Genomic DNA, 24,915 nt, shown 5'->3' on the forward strand with positions numbered 1-24,915 from the left:
GGCCCCGCACCCGTGTCAGCGGTCGGCGTGCCCGCGCAGGCCGCTCTGAACGGCGGCGAGCAGCGCGAGGGCGAAGCGGTCGGGGTCGATGCGGTCGGGCAGTTCGCCGCGTGCCCGCATCGCGCGCAGGCCGTCGCGCAGCGCCCCCGCCCGACGGCTGAACCCGGCCAGCAGATCCGCCCGCGCCTCCGGGGTGGACCGGGACAGTTCGCTGCTCAACCTGCCTATGGGACAGCCCTGTTGGTTGCGTCCGTCCAGTTTCGAGCAACGCGCCGAAGACGACTGGCCGTTGGCACGCACCGAGTGGACGCGGTTCTCTCTGCACGCCGGTGACGGCTCGCTGTCCACCGAAGCCCCCGTCGATCGCCGTACGGCCGAATTCGCGGCCCTGGGCGAGGGGTTGACCTTCATCACCGGCCCGGCCGCGGCACGGCTCGTGGTGGCGTCCAGCACCGCCGAGGCGACCTGTTCCTCACCGTGCGCGTCCTCGACACCGAGCGGAGTCTGCCGCACCGCCCCTGGCATCCGCACGAGCGCCTCGACCCGCTGACCCCGGGGAGGGCCGTCCCGCTCGACATCGAGATCTGGTCGGCCTCGGTGCTCCTCCCGGCGGGCTACCGCCTCGCGGTGACCGTCCAGGAGCGTGACTTCGCGTTCCCCCGCGACGGTCCCTGGCCCCGGTCGTTCGGAGTGGAGGTGAAGGGGCACGCCATCTTTCTGCACGACGATCCCGAGGACCGTCCGGCCGACCTCTTCGGAGGTGTGACGACCCTGGTCTCGGGCGGCGACGAGCTCTCCTATCTGTTCCTTCCGGTGGCCCCGCCGAGCCCGCAACGCATCAAGGGCGTGCGGCGCGGGCGGGATCTGTTTCGGACCGGACGGACGGGGCACTAGCGAGCGCAGTCCAGTGCTTCGGTCAGCAGGCACGTGTTCTTCCCGTGCGAGGAGTGTCATCGTGCCCCTTCCCTCTGGTCGCGACCGCGTGTCGACGAGTCCTGGTTCCGTCGAGAACGGGGAGGCCTGACGTGATCGTGCCGAACCTCGCCGTACTGCGACAGGCGGTCGACCGTTATCTGGCGCTCGCGGCGGACGGGGACATGGCCGTCGACGTCCCCCTGCAGAACGCCGCCTACACGCTGTGCGTGCTGACCGGCACCCGCACCGTGGAGGAGGCCATGGCCGCCGTACGCCTGCTGACGGTGCCCGGCCCTTCGCACCGGCGGCAGACGTTCACCGCCTCTTCGGGTGAACGCGCGCCGGACGAGCGGGAGTTGGTGTCGTGACGGAGCGCACGGGCGGCGTTCCGCTGGAGGTCGGCACGACCGGTTTCGTGGCGTTGGCGGACGACGAAGGGGCCATCGTGGCCGCGGAGTTGGTGTACCGGCCGGACGACTGCCTGGCGGTGTGGCTGGTGTTGCACGGGCCCGACGGCGTGGACGTCACCTGGATCTTCGCCTGGGAACTGCTCGCGCTGGGCCTGATGTTCCCGGCCGGCGACGGAGACATCACCGTACGGCCCGCGCCGGGCCCGGTCACCGGTGTCGAGGTGGCCCTCGTCTCCCCGTCCGCCGCACGCGTATGGCTGCCCGCGAGGACCACCGCGGACTTCGTGCGCAAGGTACGGAAAAGAGCCGACCGTGACATTCACGGCATCGCTCCGGCGCTCGACCGGGAACTGGCCGCGATCACCAGCGGGACGTAGGAGGCGGCCCGACCGGGATACGGCCGTAGAGGACCAGGAAGAGCTCGGCGGCCGTGCCCCGGAAGGTGGCGCCGGCCGCGTCCGGGGCCTCGCCGGTGCCGGTGGCCCGTGCGTCGGCGGCGGAGAGCGAGAGGCGCCAGGAACGGCCCTCGGGCGCGTGGTGTTCGACGGTGGCGGGCTCGTGCGGCCAGGGGTCCGTGCCGGCGCAGCGGCTCGACAGGAACTCGTCGACACCGTCGAGCGCCGCCTCGTCCGGCAGCGGCTGCGGGGCGCCCACGGTGACCTCGGCGTCGTAGGTGTGCACCTTGGCCTCCTGGACCTGGTGCCGGGCCACGGCGCCGGAGGTCGGCACCTGTACGTCGAGACTCGGCGCGGAGGCGACCGCGGCCCGGAACGCGGCCGACCGTTCGCCGATCAGCCGCAGCAGGACGGGGAACTCCAAGATCTCAGTCACGCGGACTGTCCATCGCCCTGCTCCGACAACCCGACAGCAGATCTCCCCGCCGCCCCAACGGTCAGCTATCGAGGGCCTGTTGGACCGTCGGGTGGCAGACGATGAAGCCGTCGATGCCGACGAGCTGGATGATGCGCAGCACGGGCGGGGCGGCCCCGGCCAGGCGTAGCCAACCGCCCGCCTGCGCGAGAGCGGTGTGCACGGCGATGAGGATGTTGATGCCGCTGGAGTCCATGAAGGTGACGTGGCTCAGGTCGATGACGACGCGAGGCGCGGCGCCTTCCGGCGGGACCAGCGCCTTCCGCAGTGAGCCGCCCGTCTCCTGGTCGATCTCTCCGGCAACAGCCACGACCAAGGTGCCGTCGACGATGTCGGTCCTGACCGACAACCGCCCCGGCTGCCCCGCGTGTTCGGTGTCCACCATCTGTCCTCATACACAAGTCGGCGAGCGCTACGGATCAGGATTTTCATCCGAAGTGCTGCCCCGCATCGTACGGTTGATGCTTGTGTCCGGTGGAGCCGATGAAGATTGCCGGAGTGCGCGTTCCTTCACGGGGTATGCGCGGGGAACGCGGAAGGCGGTGAAACGATCCGGATGGAACCAGATTCATCGGAGGACGACGACGCAGCGCCGCAGGCCCGGGCCCTGCGGTCCACCGTGGCGCTGGACGGGGACGGCTCATGCATCGCCGAGGCCCGCCGGCTGGCCGCGACATTCCTCACCCGGGCCCAGACCGAGTACGGATTGCCGGTGTCGGCCCGCGCCATGGATCTCACGCAGCTGGTCGTCAGCGAGTTGGTCACCAATGCCCGTAAGTACGCGCCCGGTCCGGTGCTGATGGATCTGCGGATCGTCGATTCCCTGGTCGAGGTGGAGGTGTGGGACTCCGACCCGGTCCTGCCGGTCGCCCGCGCCGCCGACGCCCAACGGGTGGGACAGCACGGTCTGGAGATCGTCCGGGCCGTGGCGTGGGGCTTCGAGGCGCAGCGCGAGCCCGTCGGCAAACGCATCACCGCCCGCATCCCTTTGACGGACGCCCCGGACGGCGCCGTCGCCGGTGACGGCGCGCAGCAGGCATGAGCCGCAGCAGGACCCAAGTGTCGTAGGAAGTCGCCGAGTTGAGGCGGCTACGGCATCGTCGGGATCCGGTAGACGGAGACGTGATCGTGCGACTCGGCGGTGAATTCGGCGCCGGACCAGTCCGCGTGCCTGCTCTCCAGCTCGAACCCGGCCAGCTGGGCCATGAGGTCGAGCTCGGCCGGCCAGATGTACCGGTGAGGGCTGCGGTACAGGCGAGCCTGCTCGGTCTCGTCGATCCGGAAGTGGTGCGACACGGCGTGCTGGCGCAGGACGTCGTAGGTGTCCAGGCCGATGTAGTCGGCGTCGGTCCGCCAGACGGTCGCCGTCCGGCCCGGCGGAAGTCTGCGCAACTCCGGTACCCAGAGCTCGATCACGAACCGTCCGCCGGGCGCGAGATGCCGCGCGGCGTTGCGGAAGCACTCGACCTGCTCGGCCTGGGTGAGCAGGTTCGAGATCGTGTTGTAGACGAGGTAGACCAGACTGAACGTCCCGGGTGCGACGGTCGTCGCCATGTCACCGATGATCACGGGGATCGTCGCTTCGTCGGCCTTGGTGCGCAGTTGCTCCACCATCGGCTCCGACAACTCGATCCCGGTGACCGGCACTCCACGCCCGGCGAGCGGCACGGCGACCCGCCCGGTCCCGATGGCGAACTCCAACGCAGCCCCGTCGCCGGCGAGATGCGCGAGGCGGTCGACGGTCGGCCCCAGAGTGTCCGGCGCGAACATGCCGGTGCCGGGCGTGTCATAGCGCTGGGCGGCGTCGGCGTCCCAGATCTTCTCCTGTCCCATTCCGCCCACGCTCGCCGCCGGTCGCCGGGTTGTCCACCGAATTTCCCCACCGTGTGTCGCGGTCCGCCGCCGCAACTACGTTGTCTGGAGCGCCAGTTGAAGAGACATCCCGTCGGCGACCGTGATCATCCTCCGTTGCATACTGACGCCCATGCGGACGACGGAGCAGACCCTCAAACAGGCGTGGCACACCATAGCGGCGGGTTCCGACCTGCTGGACGACGCCATGTTCCCGCCCACCGGCGCCTCACCGGACCAGTACACGCAGCGGGTGAGCCACACCGGTGACCTCTTCCTTGTGCTGGACGAGGACGGCACCGTGCGCGGTTACCGCGGTTCCGGCTGGGAGGACTTCGCCACCCGGGACCACGACCAGGTGCTGTACTTCGTCGCGGAGCAGGCGGTCCATGATCTCGCCGAACACATCGTGGCCCACTCCCCCGGCCGCGGGCCCGCCGTCAATCTGGTCAGCGGGCAGGCCGAGTTGCTGGACCGGATCAACCCCGCATGGGGAAGCAGATACCGCGACGGCGGGATCAACGACATCGAGGGTGCGCGGACGGCGCGGCCGTGTGGACGTGACCCGTTGGAGCGCTTCGCCTGGGTCGCCCGTGAATGGCGCGACCAGGACCCCTACACCGTCCTCGCCTTCTTCCGCGGCGAGAACGTCAGTGCCGAACAGATCGCCCTGCTCCACGGAGCCGACCCTGATCAAGTCGCCACCGGGACCCGCCTGTTGGACCTGCGCGACAGGGACGACCACGGCCGCGAACACGGGGACACCGCCTGGGAGACCTTCTGCTTCGGGGAGGCGGGCGGTTGGGCGTTTCTGCTGTACAACGACACACCGGACGGCGTTCTGGCCGACAGTGCGGCTCTCGCCCGACTCGGAGTCACCGAGACCGTGCGGTTGACCGCCACCTCCGCGAAGGCCATCTACACCTTCGACTACGAACGCGACGGCCGCCGCGTCGACGACAACCGGGGCATGCTGGAGTTGATCTGGTACAAGCGGGGCCGGGCCCCCTACTACCGGGGTGGCCAACTCGACTTCCTCAACCGGGCGTTGCGCCGCGCCGAACTGGATCACCCCGAGCTGCTCCACGACTTCGAGCTGTACTTCCATGCGTTGGAGGTGTCACTCGGCCTGCAACTCCCCCGGCGGGACATCAAAGAGGGGACGGTCCGGGCCGCGCAGTGGGCACGCGGTGACGCGGACCGGATTTGACGGTCAGGCTGTCACGGTCTCGACGTGGTGGACGAACTCGCTGATGCGGTCGGTGAGTTCGGGCCACAGTTCCCGTGGAATGCTGTGGCCCATTCCGCCCAGGATCAGGAGTTCGGCGCCGGGGACGGCGGCGGCCGTGGCGCGACCGCCGCTGACGTCGCACACGATGTCGTCGGCGCCGTGCACCACCAGGGTGGGCACCCGCAGTGACCGCAGCCGTTCGGTACGGTCGCCGGTGGCCACCACCGCGAGGCCCTGGCGCTGGATGCCGAGGGGGTCGTAGCCCCGGTCGAAGACGCGTCCGGCTCGCTCGGCCGCGGCGGTCGCGTCGAACGGGAAGCCCGGGGACGCGGCGAGCCGCAGGGCGCGCACCTGCCACTCGACGAAGGGCTCCCTCTCCTGCGGCGGTGCGCCCAGTCCGGCGAACACGGAGAAGTCCGCCTCGCCGACGCCGGGCTCACCGGTCGTGGACATCATCGAGGTGAGCGAGCGGACCCGCTCCGGGTACTCGATCGCGGTCATCTGGGCGATCATCCCGCCCATCGAGGAGCCGACGAGGTGCACGCCCGTGAGTCCGAGTACGTCGAGCAGGCCCACGGTGTCGGCCGCCAGGTCGGAAAGCGTGTAAGACGCCGTGGAGAGGTCACCGGCCAGGGCCGCCGGAAAGTCCGGTACGGGTGCGTCGGGGAAATGGGTCGAGCGGCCGGTGTCGCGGGTGTCGAAGCGGATGACATGCAGGCCCCGGTCGACCAGTGCCTGGCAGAATTCCTCCGGCCAATTGATCATCTGGGCGCCCGCTCCCATGATCAGCAGAACCGGCGACGCCTCGGGGGCACCGAAACGTTCGTAGGCGATCTCGATTCCGGACGGGCCGACGTTCCGTGCTTTCAGCTCTGGCATGGCCGAAACGGTAGCCATCGCACGGGCGTGAGAGATCGAACTGCGGTCTGACGTTTTTCGCCCGCCTCCCGGGTTACGGTGGAAGCGGCCGGGGATTCGCTCGACACGCGGAAGTGCCTCGCCTCACCTAGAGTGTTGTGGTCGACGTGCTCATTCCGGTCGCCTCTCATCGCTGGCCCTTTGCCGTTGATTCTCCGTATGACGTACTCAAACAGTCCGATCATTTCGGGAGGAAAACACCATGCCCTTCGCCACCAGCACGGACGGCACGCAGATCTTCTACAAGGACTGGGGGTCGGGGCAGCCGGTCGTGTTCTCCCACGGCTGGCCGCTGACCGCCGACGCGTGGGATCCCCAGCTGAAGGTGATGGCCGACAACGGCTTCCGGGCCGTGGCCCACGACCGGCGCGGGGGCGGTCGTTCCGGCCAGCCCTGGGACGGCAACAACCTCGACACGTACGCCGACGATCTCGCGTCGGTCATCGAGGCCCTGGACCTCCACGACGTGATCCTGGTCGGGCACTCGACCGGCGGCGGCGAGGTCACCCGCTACCTCGGCCGGCACGGCTCCGCCCGGGTCGCCAAGGCCGTCCTGCTCGGCGCGATACCGCCGCTCATGCTCAAGACGGACGCGAACCCGGAGGGGCTGCCGATCGACGTCTTCGACGACATCCGCAAGGGCGTGGAGACGGACCGCTCGCAGTTCTACAAAGATCTCAGTGCCGCGTTCTACGGCGCCAACCGCGACGACTCGACCGTCACCCAGGGAACCCGGGACGAGTTCTGGCTGTGGAGCATGACCGTGGGAATCAAGGGCGCTTATGACTGCGTCAAGGCATTCTCCGAGACCGATCTCACCGAAGATCTCAAGCAGATCGACGTCCCCACATTGATCGTCCACGGCGACGACGACCAGATCGTTCCCATCGTGGCCTCCGGCGACAAATCGTCGAAGCTCGTCAAGGACGCGATCTACAAGGTCTATCCGGGAGCTCCGCACGGCTTGGCGATGGTGCCGAAATTCGCCGAGCGGTTCAACGCCGATCTCCTTGAATTCGCCCGGAGTTGATCGCACGGTCCCGGCCACGGGTCCACCCGGCGGAGTTTGAGTCCGTGCCCGGCGGGGACCCGAACGGTTGGCTCAAGGGACCGCACATTCCACACAGAGAGAGAAGTTGAAGCGCCGTGACCGCGCGCACCGCGAAGAAGGAAGACCTGCATCTGCCGCCCGAGACCGGTTGGGCGAAGGCCCGTCGCCGGAGTGGAAAGGCCGTACGCACCTGCATTCCGCCCGTCGACGACAACAGCGTGACACCGCCTCCGCAGACACTCACCGAGGGCAACATCGTCAGAGGTGACGACTGACGAGTCGGAGGGACAGGGGCCGGACAACGGGCCGGAGGCCGAGGCTTCCGGCCCTCGGCATGTCGCGGGGGCGACTTCCGGGGTACCCGAAGGTCCGTACCGGACGGACACCCCCCATCGGAAGGACCCCGCCCATGGCCACCAAGGTCTCCGACCACCTCCTCCAGCGCTTGCGCGAGTGGGACGTCACCCACGTCTTCGCCTACCCGGGCGACGGCATCAACGGACTGCTCGCCGCCTGGGGCCGCGCGGACGACAACCCCCGCTTCGTCCAGGCCCGGCACGAGGAGATGTCCGCGTTCGAGGCAGTCGGTTACGCCAAGTTCTCCGGCAAGGTCGGTGTCTGCGCGGCGACTTCGGGCCCCGGCGCGATCCATCTCCTCAACGGTCTCTACGACGCGAAGCTCGACCACGTGCCCGTCGTGGCGATCGTCGGGCAGACCAACCGCAGTGCCATGGGCGGGAGTTACCAGCATGAGGTCGATCTGCTGAGTCTCTACAAGGACGTGGCCTCCGACTTCTGCGAGATGGTCACCGTCCCGGAGCAGTTGCCGAACGTCATCGACCGCGCCATGCGCACCGCCATGGCGCGCCGCTCGGTGACCGCGGTGATCATCCCGTTGGACGTCCAGGAACTCGACTACACCCCGCCCGAGCACGCCTTCAAGATGGTGCCGTCCAGTCTGGGCATGCCGCACTACACGGCGGTACCGGACGACGACGATCTACGGCGGGCCGCCGATGTGCTCAACTCCGGTGGAAAGACCGCCATCCTGATCGGGCAGGGTGCGCGGGGTGCCCGTGCGGAGGTGACGGCGGTCGCCGACCGGCTCGGTGCCGGGGTCGCCAAAGCCCTGCTGGGCAAGGACGCGTTGGACGACGACCTGCCCTATGTCACCGGCTCCATCGGGCTGTTGGGCACGAAACCGTCGTACGAGATGATGCGGGAGTGCGACTCGCTGCTGGTAATCGGGTCGTCGTTCCCCTACTCGCAGTTCCTGCCGAAGTTCGGGAAGGCGCGGGGCGTGCAGATCGACATCGATCCGCACATGGTGGGGCTGCGCTATCCCTTCGAGGTGAATCTCGTCGGTGACGCCGCCGCGACGCTGCGCCGGCTGCTGCCGTTGCTGGAGCAGATGGACGACCCGTCGTGGCGGATCAAGATCGAGGCCAACGTGGCCCGTTGGTGGGAGGTCATGGAGCGGCGGGCCGCCGTCGAGGCCGATCCGGTCAACCCCGAGCACGTCGTGCACGCGCTCGGCGGGCTGCTCCCGGACAACGTGATCCTCTCCGCCGACTCCGGTTCGGCCGCCAACTGGTATGCCCGGCACCTGAAGTTGAGGGGTGCGATGCGCGGCTCGCTGTCGGGGACGCTCGCCACGATGGGTGCCGGGGTGCCGTATGCCATCGGTGCGAAGTTCGCGCACGGTGACCGGCCGGCCATCGCGCTGGTCGGGGACGGGGCGATGCAGATGAACGGCATGGCCGAGCTGATCACGGTCGCCAAGTACTGGCAGGAATGGGCGGATCCGCGGCTGATCGTCGCCGTGCTCAACAACCGGGATCTGAATCAGGTGACGTGGGAGATGCGGGCCATGGAGGGCGCCCCGCAGTTTCTGCCCTCGCAGTCGATCCCGGACGTCGCCTACGCCGACTTCGCGCGCTCCCTGGGGCTGACCGGCATCCGGGTGGAGAAGCCGGACGAGGTGACCGGCGCTTGGGAGAGCGCGCTCGCGGCCGACCGGCCGTGCGTGCTGGACTTCGTGACCGACCCCGCCGTACCGCCCATCCCGCCGCACTCCTCCCTGGAGCAGATCGAGGCCGCCGCGTCCTCCGCCCTCAAGGGCGACAGCGATCGCGCCGCCATGGTCAGGCAGGGGTTCAAGGCGAAGATCCAGGATCTGCTGCCCGGCGGGCGGCACTCGGGCCATTCGTGACGTATCGCTCACGGACGGGATGTCTGAGCTCGCCGGACAGGGGCACCCGTGAGCAGGTAAGGAACCGCACGCTCCACCCAATGACCAGAGGTGAACCATGACCAAGGAGATCAAGGACCTGACCCCGAAGTACACCGTTCCCGGGATCCAGCGCGAGGCCGCGGGCCGGCTGATCGGTGTGCTGCGGCAGCGGCTCCACTCGCTGAACGATCTCCACCTGACGTTGAAGCACGTGCACTGGAACGTCGTCGGGCCGCACTTCATCGCCGTGCACGAGATGATCGACCCGCAGGTCGACCAGGTGCGCGAGATGGCCGACGACGTGGCCGAGCGCATCGCCGCACTCGGCGGCATCGCGCCGGGCACGCCGGGCACGCTGGTGGCCGAGCGCACCTGGGACGACTACTCCATCGGCCGGGCCGACGCCATCGCCCACCTCGGCGCGCTCAACCTCGTCTACACGGGGCTGATCGAGGACGTCCGGGCCGCGGTCAAGGAGGCGGGCGACATCGATCCCGCGACCGAGGACCTGCTGATCGGGCAGCTGCGCGACCTGGAGCAGTTCCAGTGGTTCGTGCGGGCGCACTTGGAGAGCGCGGGCGGCACGCTCGCCACCGGTGACGCGCACTCCGAGTCGGAGGCGGCCGCGAAGGGCGCCGAACTCGGCTGACCGGCCCGCAACCTGCACCGAACTTCCCCCGCTCGACCACATGTCGGCACCGACACCCGTGAAACTTGCCGTTTGACAACTATGGCCATGAGGCAAGAAAGTAGCGGGTGTTGTCACAGCAGGGGGAAGGATCTGGGATGTCCCGGTCGGCGGGGGCCACTCCGTGCACCGGCCACGAACAGCAGACAGCCGCCGCGTGGGCGGCTGTCGGGCGGCTCGGTCAGGCAGTACGGCTGCCGGACGAGTCGTCGTGGTCGTGTATCTGCGCCGCGGCCACCGCACAGAACGCCTCAAGACCGGTGAGAAGCGCGCTGCGCCCGGCGGCCGGCATCTGCTCCAGCACCGCCCCGAGCGCCTCCTCGCGCCGGGCCCGCAGGTCCGACAGGAAGGACCGCCCCAGGCTGCTGAGGTACAGGCGCACCTCGCGCCGGTCCGTGGGGCTCACCTCGCGGTCGACGAATCCGGCGGCCTGCAGACGGTCGCACAGCCGGCTGGTCGACGGGGGTGTCGAGGCGAGGTGGTCGGCGAGGGTGCGCAGGTTGATGCCCTCGTGGTGCTCCAGGATGAACAGGACCCGCAGCTGGGAGGCGGACGCGGGCGCCGTCGAGGCGCGTCCCCACAGGACTTCCAGGAGTTCCGCGGCCGTGGACGTGACGCGCGCGACCTCGTCGGGTTCGGGGCGGGGGTGGAAGGACGTCACAGTCACACTCTCGCAGGCACAGGGACGAGCCCCAGCCTACTAGGCACGCGCAACAGACACGGATGGACGAGACGACACGCGTCGCCGGGGCCGTACGGCCCACCGCAGAGCGGGCGACGCGTGCCTCGGGTGAGAGATTGGCATACCTACGATCGTGAACAGATTCCTGGCTGTCGAGCGCGCCCTGCGCACGGCGGCCCCCCATGAGCTGCCCGACGTCGTCGGCCGCGAACTGGGCAGGCTGTACGAAGCGGACTCCGTGGACCTGCTCATGGCCGACTACGGCCTGACCGTGCTCCAGCCGGTGACCGACCTGCCGCACACCCTGCCACCGGTCTCCGTGCACAACACCCCGGCAGGCCGGGCCTTCGGCGCCCAAGAAGCCTTCGTGGAGGGCAACTTGGGCGACGGCAGCGTGCGCGTGCACCTGCCGATCAGCGTGCGCGGGGACCGTCTCGGCGTGCTCTCGGTGACACTGCCCGGCGGCGACCACGCACGCGAATGCCTGCCCGAACTGACCGAGCTGGCCGAGGTGTTGGGCCACGAGGTGCTGGTCGCCGAGCGCGACACGGACCTGTATCTGCGGGCCCGGCGCAAGGACCGGCTCACACTGGCGGCGGAGATGCAGTGGCAGCTGCTGCCCGGCCGCTCGTGCTCGCGCTCCGAGTTCGACCTCGGCGCGCAACTGGAGCCGGCGTACGCGATCCACGGCGACAACTTCGACTGGTCCGCCACGGCCGACCACCTCACGCTCTACGCCTCCAACGGCATGGGCGAGGGCATAGAGGCATCCCTCCTGACGAACCTGACGGTCAACGCCCTGCGCAACGCGCGCCGGGCGGGCATCCCGCTCGCCGACCAGGCGGCCCTCGCGGACCAGGCCGTGTACGCCCACTACCAGGGCCGTAGCCACATGTCGGTGTTGATGTTCGACTTCGACCTCACCACCGGGCGGGCGCGGGTGGTGGACGCCGGCTCGCCGCAGACGATGCGGCTGCGGGACGGCGTGGTGGAGCGGATCGAGTTCGACGCGCAGCTGCCGCTGGGCATGTTCGAGGAAACCGACTACATCGAGCAGGACTTCCTGATCGAGCCCGGGGACCGGCTCCTCTTCGTCAGCGACGGGGTCTACGCGGTCGCCTCGCCGAAGGGTGAGGCCTACGGCGACGCGGCGCTGGCACGGGCGATCCAGCACACGCGGCTGCTGCCCGCCGCCGAGGTGCCGAGAGCCGTACTGCGCGAGCTGACCGGCCACCGCGGCACACCGACTCCGGACGACGACGCCTTGGTGGTGTGCCTGGACTGGCGGGGGCGGTGAGGTGCGCCCAGTCGTAACCCGCACCCACCGGCGTGGCGCTAGTGTGAAGACACTGAGCCGGAAGGGTGAACACCGTGAGCACCTCTGAGTCGCTCCCGTCCATGGAGAGCGAGTTGCGATCGGCCCCGCCCAACGCTCTCGTGGAGACGGCCCGCCGCCTGCTGGGCGACCGGGCCGGAGCCCGTGACGTCACCCTCCTCCTCGCCGACTACGGCCTGCGCGTGCTGCGCCCGGTCGCCCCGCCGCCGGACACCGCCGAACCGCTGTCCGCCTACGACGGTCCGGCGGGCCGGGCGTTCACCCTGCAGACGCCCGCCGTCGAACCGGGCGAGGACGCGACGGCCACCGTGTACGTCCCCGTCACCGTGCGCGGCGACCGGCTCGGCGTCCTCGCCGCCCGGCTGCCCGCCGCCGGTGCCAACACCGCCGGAGTGCGCGGGCTCGCCGAGTTCGCGACCGCACTGGGCCACGAGATCGCCACGGCGGAGCGCGACACCGACCTGTACCTCCTGGCCCGCCGTACGCGACGCCTCACGCTCGCCGCCGAGATGCAGTGGCAGCTTCTTCCGGGGCGCGGCTGCGGTCGCCCGGAGTTCGTGATCGGCGCCCATCTGGAGCCCGCGTACACCGTCGGCGGCGACAACTTCGACTGGAGCACCGACGGCAGCCGGCTCACCGTGACGGTCACCGACGGCATGGGCCGCGGCATCGACGCCTCGCTGCTGACCAGCGTCACGGTGGGCGCCCTGCGCAACGCCCGCCGGGCCGGCGTGAGCCTCTCCGACCAGGCCCGCCTGGCCGACCAGGCGGTCTACGCCCAGTTCGGCGGCAAGGTCTACGCCTCGACCCTGCTGCTCCGCTTCGACCTCGCGACGGGCACGGTCCAGGCCGTGGACGCGGGCTCGCCCCGGCTCTACCGCCGACGCGGCGACACGGTGACGCAGATCGAACTGGAGGCCCAGCTCCCCCTCGGCATGTTCGAGGAGACCGCCTACGAGGAGCAGATCTTCACCGTACGACCCGGGGACCGGCTGGTGGCGGTGAGCACCGGCGTCCACGGAGCCCGTTCCCCGGAGGGCGCTTTGTTCGGCGAGGACTCCCTGCGCCGGGCCCTGGACTCGGCACCGACGCAGGCCCCACAGGAAGTCGCGCGCTCCGTGGTGGCGAGCCTGGCCGAGCACTTCGGCAGCACGGAACTGACCGCCGACGCGGCCGTGGTCTGCCTGGACTGGAACGGACGCGGCACCGACGCACCGTGAGGCGTGGGTTCACCCGTCCTCCGTGGGCGGCGGCTCGCGGAGCGTCGCGACGAACGCCCGCAGGCCCTGCTCCAGGGCCGCCCGGTCGTCCGGTTCCATGCCGCGTACGACCTCGGACAGCGCCCGGGACCTGAGCTCGGCCACCTCGGCGAGCACCTCACGGCCGTGCGCGGTGAGCCACAGCTGTATCTCCCTGCGGTTGTGCGCCGCGGCCTCCCTGAGCAGCAGCCCGGCCGCCTCCAGCCGGTCGCAGAGTCTGCTCACCGTGGGCAGCCCGGCGTCGAGCCGGTCCGCCAGCATGGTCAGGTTCGCGCCCGGTGTGGCCTCCAGGGCGTGCAGGGCGCGCAGTTGATGCGGGGAGAGCCGTACCGACGCCTCCGTCGCCGCCGTGGTCCACAGCTCGGCCAGGCCGTCCACGGCATCGGCGACCCGGCCCGCGACGGCGTCCGTGACGTCCGCCCGCATCGATGTCCGGTCCGCTTCCCCGTGCGCTGCCAAGAGCTCGACACCTCAGGGAAGTCGGCAGTGTGGTGATTCGCCGCTCATGGGGTTGGCCTACCCGAGATTCCCACCCCCAAGCGGCCCCGTTCCCGGGAGCTGCGACGCCCGCTCAGTCGCGGTCGGGATACAGCACGGACGAGATCCGCTGGTGCAGGTCGTGCTGGGGGCGGCCGGGTGCGGTGGGCGCGGCCTCGCGCACGGACTGCGCCAGTGCGCGGAGTTTGACGTTGGCGTACTGGGAGTGGCGGCGCAGGACGCGCATCGCGACGTCCGCGTCGATGCCGTAGAGGGCCATGAGGACGCCGCGCGCGAGGTCGATGTCCTCCTGCGAGACGCGGGCCCGCTCGATGTCGGAGTCGGCGGTGCGCCGGGCCTCCTGCCGTACCGATGTCGTCACGTCGACGGCGAATCCGCGCAGCACGACCACCTCGCCGTCGTCGCCGGTGCGGCCGTCGCCGACCAGGACGACGCTGCGTTCCTCGTCCGGCGTGCCTACCACGCGGAGGTAGCAGCTGAAGGGCAGTCCGGTGGTCCTGCCGTGTTCCAGGGCGCTGTCGAGGCGGGCCTGGTCCTCGCTGTGGACGTGGCCGCGCAGCAGCTTGGCGGTGGGCGTGACGGCGTCGGCCTCGTAGCCGAGCAGCCGAAACATCTCGTCCGACCACCACCAGGTGTCCTCCGGCAGCCGATGCAGGAACACCCCGGTGACGTCGTCGGCACGGTCGTCCTCCGACACCATGGCCCTCACCAACTCGACGCCCGGTCCATCACCTCGTACGAAAACCCTAGCGCCTCAGCCGAAGCGGTGGGGCAGCCGGACGACCTGCACGAAGAAGTCGTCGATCTGCCGGACCGCCGCGATGAACTGGTCGAGGTCCACCGGCTTGGTGACATAGGCGTTGGCATGCAGTTTGTAGCTCCGCAGGATGTCCTCCTCGGCCGAGGAGGTGGTCAGGACGACGACGGGAATGTGCGCCAGTTCCGGGTCGGACTTGATCTTCTCCAGGACCTGACGGCCGTCGTACTTGGGGAGATTGAGGTCCAGGAGGATGAGGTCGGGCTGCGGGGCGTCGGTGTGCTCGCCGCGCTTGTAGAGGAAGTCGAGGGCCTCCTCGCCGTCCCGGACGACGTGGAGGGTGTTGCCGATCTTGTTGTCCTCGAAGGCTTCGCGGGTCATCAGTTCGTCGCCGGGGTCGTCCTCGACGAGGAGGACGTCGATCGGGGTCGCGCCAGGGAGGGTCATGTCAGGGCCTTCTCGTCCGTGGTGGTGTCGGCGGTGGCATCGGGGCTGCCGGTGGCTTCACCGGTCTCCTCGCCGTTGGGGAGCGTGAAGCAGAAGCTGGTGCCCTCGCCGACGCGGGATTCGATCCAGATACGGCCGCCGTGGTGTTCGACGATCTTCTTGCACAGGGCGAGTCCGATGCCCGTGCCGCCGTACGCGTCGCGGCTGTGCAGCCGCTGGAAGATGACGAAGACCTTGTCGGCGAACTCCTCGGGGATACCGATTCCGTTGTCGGTGACGCACAGGCGCCACATGCCGGGGTTCTCGGGGTCGGGGTCGCAGGTGACGGTCACGTGCGGGGCGCGGTCCGGGGCGCGGAACTTCAGGGCGTTGCCCACGAGGTTCTGCCAGAGCATGGTCAGCAGGGTCGGGTCGCCGACGATCTCCGGCATGGTCTCGGGCCGGTCGATCCGGGCGTCCGCCTCCTCGACGGCCGTCGCGAGGTTCCTGAGCGCCTTGTCCAGGGCCGGACCGAGGCCGACCTCCTCCCGGGTGTCGTCGAGGCGCCCGACGCGGGAGAAGGTGAGGAGGTCGTTGATGAGGACCTGCATGCGTTTGGCGCCGTCGACGGCGAAGTCGATGTACTGCAGCCCGCGTTCGTCGAGCTTGTCCCCGTACCGTTTCTCCAGCAGCTGGCAGAACGAGGCGACCTTGCGCAGCGGCTCCTGCAGATCGTGCGAGGCGACGTAGGCAAACTGCTCCAACTCGGCGTTGGACCGGCGCAGTTCGACGGCCTGGGCGTCCAGTTCCGCGGCCTGTCGGCTGAGGATCTCCTCCTGGCCCCGGGAGGCGTCGAGTTCGGCGACGATCCGTCTGCGCATGCCCTCGACGGCTCCGGCCACCGTGGTGAGGTCGACCGGGCCGTCCCCGGTGATGTGGTGCGCGAAGTCGCCGCCCGCGACCTGTTCCGTCGCTCTGCTGAGCGCCTCCAGGGGGCGGGTCACCAGGAGGCGCACGAGGACGGCGAGGACGACGCCGGTCAGCAGGAAGGCGGCGACCATGGCGCTGAGGACGGAGTTGCGCACCGTCCGCTGGTGGGCGAGGTGGGCGCGGCCCTCCTTCACGGCCTGCGCGAGGTCGGCGTTCTGCTTGGCCCAGAGGGTGCGCAGGTGGTCGAACTCGTGCTTGCCGCTGTCCACGGTGGTCTGGTCGACGGCTCCCGGCCTGCCGGGGGTGACTGCGGCGGCGAGGGGCTCGGCGTAGTCCTGCCGCCAGGCGGCCGCCCCGCTCTCCACGGCCCGCAGATCGGCGAGCAGTGCGGGCCGGTCATGGAGTTGTGCGCGCAGCCGCGCGGCCGAGCGGGCCTCGTCCTGCTTGCCGTTGGTGTACGGGGTGAGGAACCGCTTGTCGGCGGCGATCGCGTAGCCGCGGATTCCGGTCTCCTGGTTGACCAGGGCGGCCTGGAGTCGGTACGCCTCGGTCTGGGCGGGCTGGACCCGCAGCAGCAGATCGTCGGTGACCCGGGCGGTCTGGCTCAGGAGGTTGGCGCCGATCGCGGTGCCGATCACCACCAGCAGCACCATGAGCGACAGCGCCAGGAAGAACCACCCCTGTACCGTCAGCCGGCGCCCGATCCCTGTTCCGCCCGTCATGTCCCTCACCGTTCGTCTCGTGCCGACTCCCTCTCGTCCCACCTGCTCACTTCCGGCGCAGTGAATCACGTCCGGAGCAGGAGCTTCATGTCCAGTGCAGGTGCATCACGGCCACGTCGTCCGCCAGACCGCCCTGTGCCTCGGCCAAGGTCTCGGCGCAGGCGATGAGTTCGTCGACGAAGGGTTCCGGTGCCAGTCCGGCCCGTTCCCGTGCGAGCCGGAGCAGCCCGTCCTCCCCCAGCCGTTCCGAGCCGCGCCCGACGTGCCCCTCGAAGAGGCCGTCGGTGAAGAGCACCACGGAGGCGTCCGTCGGTACGGCGAGTTCCTCGACCGGCCAGTCCGCGTGGCCGGGGACCACGCCCAGCGCCGGGCCGCCGGGCACCTCGACCCACTCCACGCGGCCGCCGTCCCGCATCAGCAGTCCGTGGTGCCCGGCGCGCACGACGCGGGCCGTGCGGGCGCCGGGGGCGACAACGAGACTGACGAGGGTGGCGAAGACCTCGCTGCGGGCGCGCTCGGCGACCAGGAGTTCCTCCAGGCGGGCCACCTGTTCGGCGCCCGTGACCCCGCTGAGGACCAGCGTGCGCCAGGCGATCCGCAGGGCCACCCCGAGGGCGGCCTCGTCGGGCCCGTGCCCGGAGACGTCACCGACGACCGCGTGGACGGTGCCGTCGACGCTCTGCACGATGTCGTAGAAGTCGCCGCCGAGCAGCGCCTGCGCGCGGCCGGGGCGGTAGCGGGCCACCGCTTCGACGCCCTCGCCGCGCAGCAGGGGCCGGGGCAGCAGGCCCCGTTCCAGGCGGGCGTTCTCCTGTGCCTGCATGCGGCTGGCCTGCAGCGCGACGGCCGCGCGCTCGGCCTGTTTGCGCTGGATCGCGTAGCGCACGGCCCGTCCGAACAGTCCCGGCTCGACCCGGCCCTTGACCAGGTAGTCCTGCGCGCCGGCGGCGACGGCGGCCAGTCCGGTCTCCTCCTCGGCGAGGCCGGTGAGGACGACGACAGCCGCCCGCTCGGCATTCGCCCGGACCCTGGACAGTGCCTCAAGGCCCTGCGCGTCCGGCAGATGCAGGTCGAGCAGCACACAGTCCGGCACATCGGCCGCGAGCGCCTCGGCGGCCTCGGCCATCGACCGCACCCATTGCAGCCGTATCTTCAGCGCGCTGTCGGCGACCAGTTCCTCCACCAGCAGCGCGTCACCGGCGTCGTCCTCGACCAGCAGGACGGCGGGCTCCCAGGACACCCAGGCTTCCGGGCCGATCCCTTCGCTCCCCACCGACAGCAGGTCGTCGGCCCGCGGCTGTGGCACCACCATCGACCTGCCCTCCCCACCGCACGATGTCCCGCGACCATAGTTGCCGTCAGACAACAGTCGAGAGCATACCGGTCCGCCGGGACGTCCCGTACGCACCCGACCCGACTACGGCCGGAACTGCCCAACACGCCCTGCGTTCCGCGCTGTTGAGGGTACGACGGTCGCCTGGAGGACGGCGAGGAACCCTCATTCTCACCACCCTGTGACCGCGTGAACACAGCGGGCGGGGAGCGGCCGCCGATCCGTGCGACGGGTCACCCAGTGGGCCGGTTGTTGTTTGAACCGGCCCCAGCCCGGTAGTCCGAAGAGGGCGACAAGCTGCCCAACCGCTCCCGGGAGGGTTCGGCAGTGAGCCCGCCACCGGCCGCCCCAGGAGCGACATCGCGGGGCGGCCGGCCTCCCCTTCCCAACAGGGCTAGGCGGCGTCGGCCAGGACGCGTTCGCGCACCGTGGCGCAGGAGTGGGTGATCAGCCGGGAGATGTGCATCTGGGAGACGCCGAGCTGTTCGGCTATGCGGCTCTGGGTCATCCCCCGGAAGAAACGGAGGTACAGGATGGTGCGCTCGCGATCAGAGAGCGTCCGCAGGGCGGGCTTGACCGCCTCGCGGTCGACGACCAGGTCGAATCCGGCGTCCCACTCCCCCAGCAGACCGACGAGCGTCATACCGGAGTCCTCCCCCGGCGTCTCGGCGTCCAGCGACAGCGCGGTGAAGCTGTCCAGCGCCTCCAGACCGGCCTGCACGTCCTCCTCGCTCAGCTGCGCGTACTCGGCGATCTCGGCGACGCTCGGGCGCCGGTCCGACCCCGTCGCGGACAGGTCCCGCAGGGCGACGCGCACCCTGTTGCGGAGTTCCTGGATGCGCCGGGGCACGTGCAGGGCCCACATGTGGTCGCGGAAGTGCCGCTTGATCTCACCGGTGACGGTCGGGACGGCGTAGCTCTCGAAGGCGTGGCCGCGCTCGGGGTCGTAGCCGTCGACGGCCTTGACGAGGCCCAGGGCCGCGACCTGACGCAGATCCTCGTAGGGCTCGCCCTTTCCCCGATAGCGGCCGGCGATGCGCTCGGACATGGGGAGCCAGACGCGGACGAGTTCGTCGCGCAGGGCGGCCCGCTCCGGCCCGGCGGGCAGGTGCGAGAGGCGAGAGAAGGCGGCGGCGGTGCGCGGGGCATCGTCGTGCGGGTGGCGCTTCCGGGTGGTGACTGTGTCCATGGCGGTGCTCACAACTCCCTCAAGGGGTTGTCGAAGGACGGTCCCCATGGGAGCGGGCACGGACCGAGCAGGCAGAACACACCCGTAATCCGGCATACGCCGTCTCCCACGGACGTGCCTCCTGTCCGAAGCACTCACCCTGCGCCTTCCCGCGCCAAGAGCCCTGAAACAATTGTCCGAAGACAATGACTCCCGGCCGTCAGAGCGTGACGAAAGGTGATGAATCAGACGAGCGGGCAAGGGGACGCGTCGGCCCCTCACCGCACCCGGGCGGGTCACTCGGCGGGTTCGGAGTCCCGCCCGTCGCCCGGCGCCGTGGACGAGTGCTCGCGCCGGTCGTCGTGCTGGGCAAGGGTGGACAACAGCGCCTCGACGGTCATCCCGGCCTCGGCCGGATGCCGGAGGATGGTTCCCGGCTGGATGCGGTACGCGTTGGTCCGGCCCTCCCGTGTGTGCGTGAGATAGCCGTCCTGCTCCAGATCGGAAATGATCTTCTGAACCGCTCTCTCGGTGAGCCTGCACCGCAGGGCGATGTCACGGATACGGGTGCGGTGGTCCTCGGCGATCGCGGCCAGCACTCGGGCGTGGCTGGTGAGGAACGTCCATCCTGTGTGCGTCTCGGCTACTCCGTCCATGCCCCCAGCATAGGGCCCGGCATTCACGTATCCCGAGACACGAAACAAATTTCGTGTATATCTTGACGCACTAAATGCGGCGGGCAAGACTTGACCGGGCAGAAAACAGGGTGGATGCCTCGGGAGCGGCTGCCATGCAAGAACACGAACGTAGCGCTCCTCTCAGGAGCGGGGTCCGGACGATCTGTGCCGTGTCACCCGTCCCTGCAGTGGAACCCTTGTCGGTTTCCGCCTCCTTGAAGATCGTGACGCGGCCGGCCGGTGTCCGGACGGTCGTCGTGGTCTCCGGGGAGATCGACATCGACACGGAACAGACGGTGCGGCACGCCCTGCGGCAGGCACTCGCCCGGTCGCCGGGAGGGCTGGACCTCGACCTGGCCGGAGTCGGTTTCTGTGACTGCGCCGGGCTCAACGTCCTGCTGTCCGTCCGCCGGCTGGCCCTGGCGGACGGCAAGACCGTCGGCGTCCGGGCCGTCAGCGCCGAGGTCGAGCGGCTGTTCGCGCTCACCGACACGTCGTCACTGTTTTGTCCCGTGCCGGAGTCCGCGCCCGCCGACGGGGTGGTCAACGCCTGGCACGAACCGTCCCCCACGACGCACGACCTGATGGAGGAGAACGGCGTGTCCGACGAGGCCGAGGAGCTGCGCGTCGAAGTCGTGCAGCTCAAGCGCGCGATGCTGACCCGGCCGGTCATCGACCTGGCCCGCGGAGTCCTGATGGCCTCCTTCAGCCTCAGCCCCGAGGACGCCTGGAGCGTTCTGGTCGACGTCTCCCAGCACACGAACACCAAACTCCATCAACTGGCCGAGGACCTCGTCGGCTCGGTCAACGGAGCGCCCCTGCCCGAGCCCCTGCAACAGCGGATCTCGACGGCGGTCGCCGAGATCCGCCGCCCGGCGTAGGCCGGTGCGGCACGGACCTCCACTAGCCGCCGACGGGCGTCTGCTCCGGCACCGGCGCGATGCGGAGGGGGGCCACGGCCCCCGCGGTCTCCTGGTCGTCGCTGCGCCGCGTCATCTCCGTCCACCAGGACCCGCCGTCCTCGATGTAGCGCAGCAGCACTCCTTCACGGATGCCCCAGGGGCAGACGGTGACGGTCTTGATGCCGGTGAGCTTCATGGCCGTGTGTCCGACGACGGCTCCGGCCAGGCTCTGCGCGGAGCGCGGTGCCGAGACACCGGGGAGCAGGGCCCGGTCGGGGGCGGGGAGACCGGCCAGCCGGTCGAGGCCCACGCGCAGGTCCGCCCGCGCCAACCGCCGTTCCACAAAGGGACCTTGACGTCCGGGGGCGGCGCCGCAGAGCCGGGCCAGCTGCTGGAAGGTGCGGGACGTCACGACGGTGGTGCGCGGCCCTTCCCAGCGGATCCGGGCGGCCACGTCCCGCAGTTGGTGCCGTACCTCGCGCCGCAGCGCCTTCACCGCGTGCTCGGGCGGCGGGTCCTGGCCGGAGAGGAAGTCCCGGGTCAGCCGGCCCGCGCCGAGTGGCAGGGAGGCGACGAAGTCGGGCAGCCGGCCGCGCCCGAAGGCGACTTCGAAGGATCCGCCGCCGATGTCGAACAGGGCGAGCGGTCCGGCACGCCAGCCCATCCAGCGCCGGGCGCCGAGGAACGTCAGCTCGCCCTCGACCTCTCCCGGCAGCGTGCACAGTCGTACGCCGGTCTCGGTGCGCACCGCGCGGAGGACGTCGTGCCGGTTCGGCGCGCCGCGGACCACCGCTGTGGCGAAGGCGAGCGGCCCCGCCGCGCCCCAGCTCCGGGCGGTCTCGGCGGCGGCCGACACCGCCTTCACGAGGTGGCGTACGGAGTCCTCGGGGATCTCACCGTACGGTTGCCCGACGCGCTCGGAGAGCCGTAGCTTCCACTTGGCCGTGTGCACGGGCAGGGGTACGCCGTCCTGCAAGTCCGCCACCACGAGCCGTACCGTGTTCGATCCCACGTCCACCACGCTCATTCGCATGAACCGGTGAGTACCCAGAGGCCGATCCCTCAGTCGTCCAGGTTGATCTTCGTTTCGAGGCGTTGGTCACTCAGCCGCGCAGGGCGTCGAGCCGTCGACCGGGCGGAGTGAGCGAACGTCCCCGACTCGCCAGTCCCGCCCAGGGGTTGGTGCCGGCCTGGTGCACGGCGTCGGCCATGGTCCAGCGGCGCGCGTCGAGATCCGGGTCGTCGAGTTGGTCCCAGCTGACGGGGACGGCGACCGGGGCACCGGGCAGGGCACGGACGGCGTAGGGGGCGACGGCGGTCTGCGCGTAGCCGTTGCGCTGGACGTCGAGGTAGAGACGCTCCCCGCGGTCCTTCTTCCGTGCGGCCGTGGTGAGTCGATCGGGGTGCGCCTCGGCGAGATGGTCGGCGACGTCCTTGGCGAAGGCGCGGACCGCGTCGAAGTCCTGCTGTCCGTCGAGCGGCACGACCAGGTGCAGTCCGCGCGAGCCGGTGGTCATCGGCGCGGACGGCAGCCGCAGTTCGTCGAGCAACTCCCGCAGCAGCAGGGCGGCTTGGCGTACGGCGGCGAAGTCGTCCCCGGTCGACGGGTCGAGGTCGAAGACCAGGCGGTCGGGCCGGTGCGGCCGGTCGGCGCGGGACAGCCAGCGGTGCGGGGTGAGGCAGGCCTGATCGGCGAGGTACACGAGGGTGGCGGTGTCGTCGCACACGAGGTGCGTGACCGTGCCGCCCTCCTTGGCCACCTCGACGCGTTTGATCCAGTCCGGATAGTGCTCAGGGACGTTCTTCTGCATGAACCGGGGGCCGTCGATGCCGTCCGGGTGCCGTTCGAGCATCAACGGGCGTCCGCGCAGGTGCGGCAGCATGGAGGGGGCGACGGCCGCGTAGTAGGCGACGAGGTCGCCCTTCGTGTACTCCTTGGCGTTCCCGTCGGCGGGGAACAGCACCTTGTCGGGCCGATGGACGTCGAGGCTGCGCCGACCGGCCCGCACGGCCTGTGTCCCGGCCATCAGGAACCGCCGGACCCCGTGTCCCAGCGCGGACGCTCCTGGTTGTCGCTGCGCCTGCTTCCGGAGCCGTGGAGGTCGTGCGGCCGCAACCGCTCGCCACCGTCGCCGGTGCGCGGCACCTCGTCCGACTCCCGCTGCTCCCGGACCTCCCCGACGGCGCCGGACTCCGGCAGCCGGGGCTGCTCGTCGGGCCGCGGCGGCGCCGATTCCCGCTGCCGGACATTGATACCCAGCCGGACGGCCCACACGAGCAGCGCGACGATGACGAGACCACCCGCCGCGGCCACCACCATGCCCATGGCGGCACCGGACGCGGCAAGCTCTACGTGTTCTTTCTGGGCGATCATCATGTCGGCCGGGTACCCCCGCGCGGGGTGACCAATCGGACTCCCGCACGCAGTGCCCGGCCCCGGTGTCACATCCCCGGGCCGGCCGGTGTCTTCATGTCGAACCGCCGACCAGGCACACGTACAAGGAGGACACCGTGACGCTTCGCGTTCCGAGGGCCGAGCTTCCCGCCGAGCTCCGCGAGACCATGATCAAGCAGCTCGGGGCCGTGCCCGAGCCCGTCGAAGTGCTGTGGAACCAGCCCCAACTCGCCGCCGCCAACCAGGAGTTCGCGGCCAAGGTGGGCACATGGGACGCGGCCGACGCGGGGCTCAAGACGTTCGCGCACATGGCCGTCGCCGCCCAGGTCGGCTGCGGCTGGTGCCTCGACGTCAACTACTTCCAGGCCCTGAACCAGAACCTGGACCTGGCCAAGGCGAGCCAGGTGCCGCGCTGGCGGCAGTCGGAGGTGTTCACCCCGCTGGAGCGGGACGTGCTCGCGTACGCGGAGGCCATGACCAACACACCACCGACCGTCACCGACGAGCTGTCCAAGAGCCTCCTCGACCGCCTCGGCCCGGCCGCCCTCGTCGAACTCACCGTGTTCATCGGCTTCGCCAACTTCGCGGCCCGCTGCAACACCGCGCACGGGATCACCTCGCAGGGCTACTCGGACGCGTGCGGGATTCCGCTGGCCTCGCGGGCGGGCAACGCCGGCGCCGACGTAGCGTCGACGGCATGACCCAGGACCCCTTCGTCGTCCACCGCAGCCTCCTGTTCACGGTCGCCTACGAGATGCTCGGGTCGGCGGCCGACGCGGAGGACGTGCTCCAGGAGTCCTGGCTGCGGTGGGCCGACGTCGACCGGTCACAGGTGCGGGACCCGCGGTCCTACCTCGTCCGGCTCGTCACCCGGCAGGCGCTCAACCGGCTGCGCACGGTGTCGCGCCGCCGTGAGGAGTACGTCGGCGAATGGCTGCCGGAGCCACTGCTGACCAGTCCTGATGTCGCCGAGGACGTCGAGCTCGCGGAGAGCGTCTCGATCGCGATGCTGACCGTGCTGGAGACGCTCGGGCCCACCGAGCGGGCGGTGTTCGTGCTGCGCGAGGTCTTCGAGCTGCCGTACGGGGAGATCGCCGAGGCGATCGGGAAGTCCGGGGCCACGGTACGGCAGGTCGCGCGACGGGCCCGGGAACATGTGGCGGCCCGGCGGCCGCGGGTACGGGTGAGCCGCTCGGAGCAACAGGCCGTGGTGGAACGGTTCTTGAGCGCCCTGCGCACCGGTCAGTTGCAGGACCTGATGGAGGTGATGGCACCGGACGTGGTGCTCGTGACCGACGGCGGCGGAGTGGTCCCCGCCGCACTCGCCCCCATCCACGGCGTCGAGCTGGTGGCGCCGATCCTCGCCCGCGCGCACACGCTGGTGGCCGCGTTCGACACCACGCCCGTGTGGCTCAACGGCGAACCGGCGGGCCGGATCGAGATCGACGGCGAACCGTCCGCGGTGAGTATCGTCGTGGAGGACGGCCGGGTCACCCTGATCCATGTGGTGCGCAATCCCCGGAAGTTGACGCGCTTGGACGAGCCCGCGGAGCTGGCCAGGTGAGTCCATCGCCGTACCGACTCCTCTAACTTCCGTATGTGCAGCGGAAGTTGAAGCGATCACCTCTACGATCGTCTCGACTGTGCGCATCCTGTGCGGCGC

31 protein-coding genes are annotated in these 24,915 nt (G+C 70.3%); 15 read left to right on the top strand and 16 right to left on the bottom strand.

Annotated features, from left to right (window positions below; translation table 11 throughout):
- Positions 1 to 15: 15 nt before the first annotated feature.
- Entirely contained in the window at positions 16 to 348 is a 333-nt protein-coding gene (locus tag ACIBK4_RS36700; protein WP_399002200.1) for a TetR family transcriptional regulator C-terminal domain-containing protein, read from the bottom strand.
- Between ACIBK4_RS36700 and ACIBK4_RS36705 the strand changes: the two genes are divergently transcribed.
- The 4 genes from ACIBK4_RS36705 (at position 245) to ACIBK4_RS36720 (ending at position 1,702) form a co-directional block, all read left to right on the top strand.
- Entirely contained in the window at positions 245 to 550 is a 306-nt protein-coding gene (locus tag ACIBK4_RS36705; protein ID WP_399002212.1) for a hypothetical protein, read from the top strand. The two genes, ACIBK4_RS36700 and ACIBK4_RS36705, sit on opposite strands and share 104 nt — an antisense overlap.
- Positions 478 to 894 carry a CocE/NonD family hydrolase C-terminal non-catalytic domain-containing protein gene (locus ACIBK4_RS36710; RefSeq protein ID WP_399001968.1) on the top strand — a complete coding sequence of 139 codons (417 nt, stop codon included), beginning with the start codon at positions 478 to 480 and terminating at the stop codon, positions 892 to 894. The genes ACIBK4_RS36705 and ACIBK4_RS36710 overlap by 73 nt, the downstream gene beginning before the upstream one ends.
- Before the next feature lie 131 nt (positions 895 to 1,025).
- Positions 1,026 to 1,283 (top strand): DUF5133 domain-containing protein, encoded by a 258-nt coding sequence (locus tag ACIBK4_RS36715; protein WP_399001970.1) that lies wholly within the window; start codon positions 1,026 to 1,028, stop codon positions 1,281 to 1,283.
- Positions 1,280 to 1,702 carry an SsgA family sporulation/cell division regulator gene (locus ACIBK4_RS36720; RefSeq protein WP_399001972.1) on the top strand — a complete coding sequence of 141 codons (423 nt, stop codon included), beginning with the start codon at positions 1,280 to 1,282 and terminating at the stop codon, positions 1,700 to 1,702. Before ACIBK4_RS36715 ends, ACIBK4_RS36720 begins: the two co-directional genes overlap by 4 nt.
- Here the strand turns inward: ACIBK4_RS36720 and ACIBK4_RS36725 are convergent.
- Positions 1,686 to 2,156: a hypothetical protein gene (locus ACIBK4_RS36725; protein WP_399001974.1), complete on the bottom strand. Its 471-nt coding sequence runs from the start codon at positions 2,154 to 2,156 to the stop codon at positions 1,686 to 1,688. The genes ACIBK4_RS36720 and ACIBK4_RS36725 overlap by 17 nt on opposite strands.
- Positions 2,157 to 2,217: 61 nt before the next feature.
- Positions 2,218 to 2,580 (bottom strand): STAS domain-containing protein, encoded by a 363-nt coding sequence (locus tag ACIBK4_RS36730; protein ID WP_399001977.1) that lies wholly within the window; start codon positions 2,578 to 2,580, stop codon positions 2,218 to 2,220.
- 171 nt (positions 2,581 to 2,751) lie between these two features.
- Here ACIBK4_RS36730 and ACIBK4_RS36735 point away from each other — a divergent pair, with 171 nt between their 5' ends.
- The gene (locus ACIBK4_RS36735; protein ID WP_399001979.1) at positions 2,752 to 3,237 is read left to right on the top strand and encodes an ATP-binding protein; all 486 of its coding nucleotides are present in this window, start codon (positions 2,752 to 2,754) and stop codon (positions 3,235 to 3,237) included.
- 47 nt (positions 3,238 to 3,284) lie between these two features.
- On the opposite strand, the gene ACIBK4_RS36740 is transcribed toward ACIBK4_RS36735, so the two are convergent.
- A complete protein-coding gene (locus tag ACIBK4_RS36740) occupies positions 3,285 to 4,028 on the bottom strand; it encodes a class I SAM-dependent methyltransferase (protein ID WP_399001981.1) in 744 nt (247 codons plus the stop codon).
- A gap of 151 nt (positions 4,029 to 4,179) precedes the next feature.
- On the opposite strand from ACIBK4_RS36740, the gene ACIBK4_RS36745 reads away from it, so the two are divergent.
- Positions 4,180 to 5,256, top strand: coding sequence for a hypothetical protein (locus tag ACIBK4_RS36745; RefSeq protein ID WP_399001983.1), 1,077 nt, complete (start codon positions 4,180 to 4,182; stop codon positions 5,254 to 5,256).
- Positions 5,257 to 5,259: 3 nt separating this feature from the next.
- Here the strand turns inward: ACIBK4_RS36745 and ACIBK4_RS36750 are convergent, their stop codons facing one another.
- Positions 5,260 to 6,156 (bottom strand): alpha/beta fold hydrolase, encoded by an 897-nt coding sequence (locus ACIBK4_RS36750; protein WP_399001986.1) that lies wholly within the window; start codon positions 6,154 to 6,156, stop codon positions 5,260 to 5,262.
- A gap of 241 nt (positions 6,157 to 6,397) precedes the next feature.
- On the opposite strand from ACIBK4_RS36750, the gene ACIBK4_RS36755 reads away from it, so the two are divergent.
- The 4 genes from ACIBK4_RS36755 (at position 6,398) to ACIBK4_RS36770 (ending at position 10,128) form a co-directional block, all read left to right on the top strand.
- Positions 6,398 to 7,225, top strand: coding sequence for an alpha/beta hydrolase (locus ACIBK4_RS36755; RefSeq protein WP_366431857.1), 828 nt, complete (start codon positions 6,398 to 6,400; stop codon positions 7,223 to 7,225).
- Between the two features lie 116 nt (positions 7,226 to 7,341).
- Complete coding sequence (locus ACIBK4_RS36760; RefSeq protein WP_399001988.1) at positions 7,342 to 7,521, top strand: hypothetical protein; 180 nt, start codon at positions 7,342 to 7,344, stop codon at positions 7,519 to 7,521.
- Positions 7,522 to 7,655: 134 nt separating this feature from the next.
- On the top strand, positions 7,656 to 9,458 hold the full coding sequence (locus ACIBK4_RS36765; RefSeq protein WP_399001990.1) for a thiamine pyrophosphate-requiring protein: 1,803 nt from the start codon (positions 7,656 to 7,658) through the stop codon (positions 9,456 to 9,458).
- Positions 9,459 to 9,555: 97 nt separating this feature from the next.
- A complete protein-coding gene (locus ACIBK4_RS36770; RefSeq protein WP_318022395.1) occupies positions 9,556 to 10,128 on the top strand; it encodes a DNA starvation/stationary phase protection protein in 573 nt (190 codons plus the stop codon).
- A 220-nt stretch (positions 10,129 to 10,348) separates the two neighbouring features.
- On the opposite strand, the gene ACIBK4_RS36775 is transcribed toward ACIBK4_RS36770, so the two are convergent.
- Positions 10,349 to 10,834 (bottom strand): MarR family transcriptional regulator, encoded by a 486-nt coding sequence (locus tag ACIBK4_RS36775; RefSeq protein ID WP_033280983.1) that lies wholly within the window; start codon positions 10,832 to 10,834, stop codon positions 10,349 to 10,351.
- A gap of 148 nt (positions 10,835 to 10,982) precedes the next feature.
- Here ACIBK4_RS36775 and ACIBK4_RS36780 point away from each other — a divergent pair, with 148 nt between their 5' ends.
- Entirely contained in the window at positions 10,983 to 12,146 is a 1,164-nt protein-coding gene (locus ACIBK4_RS36780; RefSeq protein WP_399001993.1) for a PP2C family protein-serine/threonine phosphatase, read from the top strand.
- Between the two features lie 65 nt (positions 12,147 to 12,211).
- Positions 12,212 to 13,405, top strand: a complete 1,194-nt coding sequence (locus ACIBK4_RS36785; protein ID WP_399001995.1) for a PP2C family protein-serine/threonine phosphatase — start codon at positions 12,212 to 12,214, stop codon at positions 13,403 to 13,405.
- Positions 13,406 to 13,414: 9 nt separating this feature from the next.
- Here ACIBK4_RS36785 and ACIBK4_RS36790 read toward each other — a convergent pair whose 3' ends face one another.
- From ACIBK4_RS36790 to ACIBK4_RS36820, 7 genes are all read right to left on the bottom strand, one after another.
- On the bottom strand, positions 13,415 to 13,903 hold the full coding sequence (locus ACIBK4_RS36790; protein ID WP_399001997.1) for a MarR family winged helix-turn-helix transcriptional regulator: 489 nt from the start codon (positions 13,901 to 13,903) through the stop codon (positions 13,415 to 13,417).
- 112 nt (positions 13,904 to 14,015) lie between these two features.
- On the bottom strand, positions 14,016 to 14,642 hold the full coding sequence (locus ACIBK4_RS36795; RefSeq protein ID WP_399001999.1) for a PAS and ANTAR domain-containing protein: 627 nt from the start codon (positions 14,640 to 14,642) through the stop codon (positions 14,016 to 14,018).
- A 54-nt stretch (positions 14,643 to 14,696) separates the two neighbouring features.
- A complete protein-coding gene (locus tag ACIBK4_RS36800) occupies positions 14,697 to 15,146 on the bottom strand; it encodes a response regulator (RefSeq protein WP_366431850.1) in 450 nt (149 codons plus the stop codon).
- Entirely contained in the window at positions 15,143 to 16,777 is a 1,635-nt protein-coding gene (locus ACIBK4_RS36805) for an ATP-binding protein (RefSeq protein WP_399002001.1), read from the bottom strand. The genes ACIBK4_RS36800 and ACIBK4_RS36805 overlap by 4 nt, the downstream gene beginning before the upstream one ends.
- A gap of 85 nt (positions 16,778 to 16,862) precedes the next feature.
- On the bottom strand, positions 16,863 to 18,089 hold the full coding sequence (locus ACIBK4_RS36810; protein WP_399002003.1) for a PP2C family protein-serine/threonine phosphatase: 1,227 nt from the start codon (positions 18,087 to 18,089) through the stop codon (positions 16,863 to 16,865).
- A gap of 415 nt (positions 18,090 to 18,504) precedes the next feature.
- A complete protein-coding gene (locus tag ACIBK4_RS36815) occupies positions 18,505 to 19,299 on the bottom strand; it encodes a SigB/SigF/SigG family RNA polymerase sigma factor (protein WP_399002005.1) in 795 nt (264 codons plus the stop codon).
- A gap of 275 nt (positions 19,300 to 19,574) precedes the next feature.
- Positions 19,575 to 19,934, bottom strand: coding sequence for a helix-turn-helix transcriptional regulator (locus ACIBK4_RS36820; protein ID WP_399002007.1), 360 nt, complete (start codon positions 19,932 to 19,934; stop codon positions 19,575 to 19,577).
- A 209-nt stretch (positions 19,935 to 20,143) separates the two neighbouring features.
- On the opposite strand from ACIBK4_RS36820, the gene ACIBK4_RS36825 reads away from it, so the two are divergent.
- Positions 20,144 to 20,836 carry an ANTAR domain-containing protein gene (locus tag ACIBK4_RS36825; RefSeq protein ID WP_399002202.1) on the top strand — a complete coding sequence of 231 codons (693 nt, stop codon included), beginning with the start codon at positions 20,144 to 20,146 and terminating at the stop codon, positions 20,834 to 20,836.
- A gap of 22 nt (positions 20,837 to 20,858) precedes the next feature.
- Here the strand turns inward: ACIBK4_RS36825 and ACIBK4_RS36830 are convergent, their stop codons facing one another.
- The 3 genes from ACIBK4_RS36830 to ACIBK4_RS36840 all read right to left on the bottom strand — a co-directional run bounded on the left by ACIBK4_RS36830 (position 20,859) and on the right by ACIBK4_RS36840 (position 23,234).
- Entirely contained in the window at positions 20,859 to 21,890 is a 1,032-nt protein-coding gene (locus ACIBK4_RS36830) for a Ppx/GppA family phosphatase (RefSeq protein WP_399002009.1), read from the bottom strand.
- Between the two features lie 70 nt (positions 21,891 to 21,960).
- Complete coding sequence (gene ligD, locus ACIBK4_RS36835; protein ID WP_399002011.1) at positions 21,961 to 22,884, bottom strand: non-homologous end-joining DNA ligase; 924 nt, start codon at positions 22,882 to 22,884, stop codon at positions 21,961 to 21,963.
- On the bottom strand, positions 22,884 to 23,234 hold the full coding sequence (locus tag ACIBK4_RS36840; protein WP_399002013.1) for a DUF6479 family protein: 351 nt from the start codon (positions 23,232 to 23,234) through the stop codon (positions 22,884 to 22,886). The genes ligD and ACIBK4_RS36840 overlap by 1 nt, the downstream gene beginning before the upstream one ends.
- Before the next feature lie 134 nt (positions 23,235 to 23,368).
- Between ACIBK4_RS36840 and ACIBK4_RS36845 the strand changes: the two genes are divergently transcribed.
- Positions 23,369 to 23,953: a carboxymuconolactone decarboxylase family protein gene (locus ACIBK4_RS36845; protein WP_399002015.1), complete on the top strand. Its 585-nt coding sequence runs from the start codon at positions 23,369 to 23,371 to the stop codon at positions 23,951 to 23,953.
- Positions 23,950 to 24,816: an RNA polymerase sigma-70 factor gene (locus ACIBK4_RS36850; RefSeq protein ID WP_399002017.1), complete on the top strand. Its 867-nt coding sequence runs from the start codon at positions 23,950 to 23,952 to the stop codon at positions 24,814 to 24,816. Before ACIBK4_RS36845 ends, ACIBK4_RS36850 begins: the two co-directional genes overlap by 4 nt.
- Positions 24,817 to 24,915 lie beyond the last annotated feature (99 nt).

This window comes from Streptomyces sp. NPDC050528 (assembly GCF_044457795.1).
In the GTDB taxonomy this organism is placed as follows: domain Bacteria; phylum Actinomycetota; class Actinomycetes; order Streptomycetales; family Streptomycetaceae; genus Streptomyces.